This window comes from Pseudomonas sp. BN102, assembly GCF_029871245.1.
Classification (GTDB): domain Bacteria; phylum Pseudomonadota; class Gammaproteobacteria; order Pseudomonadales; family Pseudomonadaceae; genus Metapseudomonas.
In genome coordinates, this window is the sequence record NZ_SSON01000022.1 from 1 (window position 1) to 3097 (window position 3097).

At 59.5% G+C, this 3097-nt stretch carries 3 protein-coding genes and 1 pseudogene; 3 read left to right on the forward strand and 1 reads right to left on the reverse strand.

Annotation, left to right across the window (positions count from 1 at the left end; genetic code table 11):
• Positions 1-298: hypothetical protein (locus tag E8F12_RS02560; RefSeq protein ID WP_280323730.1), on the forward strand; the 298-nt coding region annotated here is incomplete at its 5' end.
• A gap of 430 nt (positions 299-728) precedes the next feature.
• Here E8F12_RS02560 and E8F12_RS02565 read toward each other — a convergent pair.
• Positions 729-1094, reverse strand: coding sequence for an STAS/SEC14 domain-containing protein (locus tag E8F12_RS02565; protein ID WP_280289143.1), 366 nt, complete (start codon positions 1092-1094; stop codon positions 729-731).
• A 187-nt stretch (positions 1095-1281) separates the two neighbouring features.
• Here E8F12_RS02565 and hutC point away from each other — a divergent pair, with 187 nt between their 5' ends.
• Positions 1282-2034: a histidine utilization repressor gene (hutC, locus tag E8F12_RS02570; RefSeq protein ID WP_280323732.1), complete on the forward strand. Its 753-nt coding sequence runs from the start codon at positions 1282-1284 to the stop codon at positions 2032-2034.
• Between the two features lie 458 nt (positions 2035-2492).
• Positions 2493-3097 (forward strand): annotated as a pseudogene (locus E8F12_RS02575) (urocanate hydratase); the annotation flags it as partial.

Below are 3097 nucleotides of genomic sequence, written 5' to 3' on the forward strand. Positions count from 1 at the left end.
CGCTAGCCTTTCTTTCTGTCAAGCTGTTTTTCGAAAATTTCTTTTCTACTCAACCGCTTGCGCCTTCGATCCGATCACTCTTCTCGTCAGCGGGAGGCGCATTCTACAGCGTTCAAACTCGCTGTCAACACCTCCTTTTTCCAGTTTCATTCGCCAGTGGCGAACCTTGCGAAGCGGAACCTCCCGACACCCTCGCCACCTGCTTAACTCGTTGATTATCAAGGAGTTTTGCTTGGCGACTGCGCCGGAAGAGGTGCGCATTATAGGGATGCCAAAACTGCCGTCAACACTTATTTGAAAACTTTCTATCATTGCGCCTCCTTATATAAAGAAGGCTTACACAAGCCCCTGCTGTTGCGGCTTTCCGGTGAGAGCATTCGCCTCGCAACCTGATCAGGGCGTGACGACCGTAAGCAGTGAGGCATTGCATCCGGACGGCCGCCGCCGCTGCCCCACCGAGCGATGCTGGATGCTTGGGCGTGAACTCGGTTGAAGAGGTTACAGGCTCGCTCTAGGCAAGCCGAGGCGACATGGCAACCGCGTCTCTATATAAGAGTCGCGCGCAACAATGTGCCTCGCCGCCGATACCCTGCCGGAGGAATTACCGGGTTTCGTGAGCTGAGCTTGCACCTGGCGCTGGAGCGGCGGCTCGATCATTCCCTCGCTTCGCCCAGGAACTATCGAAGGCCAGATCCCGCCCCAGCTACAGACGTCTGGTGCGCCTGTGGCTAATGCTGCAACCAGGCTTCTGCTTCCGCGGCCTGCTGCGAATCGAATGCCTTGATCTTCAATCCAGGAATCAGAGCACCCTCCACTTCGCTGACCTTCCTCACCCACTGTTTGTCGGCCACTACCGCCATCCGATCGAAGCGGCGAACGACCTTGAACAGTTGAGGAATGCTCGAGACCTCAACAGCCATGGCGCCTAGCGTAGGCATTTCGAAATCGCCGATCCGATACAGCATTCGACCATGGGCGATGCCTTCGGAATGCAGCGACAGCTGAGCAATCGCAGTGCGCATTTCGTTGGTATCGAGCTTTCCGGCAAAGCTGACGTCGACCCGGTTTTCGCCATTTCGCATTACCTGGAACATAGCAAACCCTCCATGAGTGCGTGCCTTTCACGATACGCCGCCTGCTGGAAACGACAAGATCATCCATTCGGGCACTGCCGGGCCCATTGTGCAGGCAGCAGCCGTCGCTTCCGGCAGGTATGCGCGTATTGATCGGGGGGGTTAAACTGGCGTCCGTCTCACCTTGCCAGCTTTGTTAGGAATCCTTGTGTCCCACTCTGCCGACGACCGCTCATCCCTGGCCGCCTATGCCCTTGAAAGCCCCTCTCCCCTGTATGCAAGGGTCAAGGACATCATCCTGCAGCAAATCCGTACCGGCGTATGGGGACCCAACAGCAAGCTGCCTTCCGAGAGCGAACTCTTCAACCAGCTCGGGGTGAGCCGGATGACCATCAACCGCGCCCTGCGCGAATTGACCATCGAAGGCGTGCTGGTGCGTCTGCAAGGCGTGGGTACCTTTGTCGCCGAGCCGAAAGGCCACGCAGCACTTTTCGAGATCCACAACATCGCCGAAGAGATTGCCGCCCGCGGCCACACCCATCGTTGCGAAGTAGTCTTGCTGGAGGCCTTGCCTGAAGGTTCGCAGCCGGCGATGCCGTTCTCCCTGGAAGGTGTGACGCGCATATTCCATTCACTGGTCGTGCACTTCGAGAACGAGGTCCCCGTGCAGATAGAGGAGCGCTTCGTCAACGCCGCAATCGCCCCCGAGTACCTGCAGCAGGACTTCACCCGCGTCACCCCCTATGCCTACCTGGTCCAGCTTGCGCCACTGACAGAGGGCGAGCATGTGGTGGAGGCGATCCACGCGGCGCCCGCCGAGTGCAAGCTGCTGCGGATAAAGCGCAACGAGCCATGCCTGCTGATTCGCCGGCGCAGCTGGTCAGCCAAAGGCCAGGTCGGCAGTGCGCGACTGGTATACCCGGGTTCGCGCTATCGCCTCGAAGGTCGCTTCGGCCAATAACTGCCTGCCGATGGCCCTGGACCAGGGTGACCTAATCATCGGCTGACAGCCTGGGCGGAGGCGACTCTCGTCCGCAACAGGCTGTTATCTGTACGTTCCTCAGCGCGCGGCATTGCTACTTTTTCAGCCCTTCTCCCTTGTCATTCCTCCCTGCCTGGCAAGGGAGGTTCTGCAATGCAGTCTTCTCTTTTTTCCCAACCATTTGAAATCGCTTGAGTTTCTCCCTCACGACGAAACGCATGAGCGGACGGGGTAGGTTCTTTTTTTGTGCGTACTTGTATATACAGGCTGATATATGGTTATCTGTATAAGAGCTGACATTCAGCGACGCGCTTCTGGAAGCGCGCCGGGATGTCGTCGACCTGAGTTCCCCGGAACAACAAGAACAGCTTCCGGCACGTCAGTTGGGGGTCTTGCCTCCACTCGCTTGCTGCCAGAACCGCATGAAGGAGCCCACCATGAACAAGCCAACCCGTTTCCGTGACACCGAGATCCGCGCCCCGCGTGGCAACAAGCTGACCGCCAAGAGCTGGCTGACCGAAGCGCCGCTGCGCATGCTGATGAACAACCTCGACCCCGAGGTGGCGGAAAACCCGAAGGAACTGGTGGTGTACGGCGGCATCGGCCGCGCCGCACGCAACTGGGAGTGCTACGACAAGATCGTCGAGACCCTGAAGGAACTGAACGAGGACGAGACCCTGCTGGTGCAGTCCGGCAAGCCGGTCGGCGTGTTCAAGACCCACGCCAACGCCCCGCGCGTGCTGATTGCCAACTCCAACCTGGTGCCGCACTGGGCCAACTGGGAACACTTCAACGAACTGGACGCCAAGGGCCTGGCCATGTACGGCCAGATGACCGCCGGCAGCTGGATCTACATCGGCAGCCAGGGCATCGTCCAGGGCACCTATGAAACCTTCGTCGAGGCTGGCCGCCAGCATTACGACGGCAACCTCAAGGGCAAGTGGGTGCTGACCGCCGGCCTCGGCGGCATGGGCGGCGCCCAGCCGCTGGCCGCGACCCTGGCCGGCGCCTGCTCGCTGAACATCGAATGCCAGCAGAGCCG

Bases quoted from the DNA above. Each gene is read 5' to 3' on its own strand.
- E8F12_RS02565 (WP_280289143.1), bottom strand. From the start codon at position 1,094: ATGTTCCAGGTAATGCGAAATGGCGAAAACCGGGTCGACGTCAGCTTT.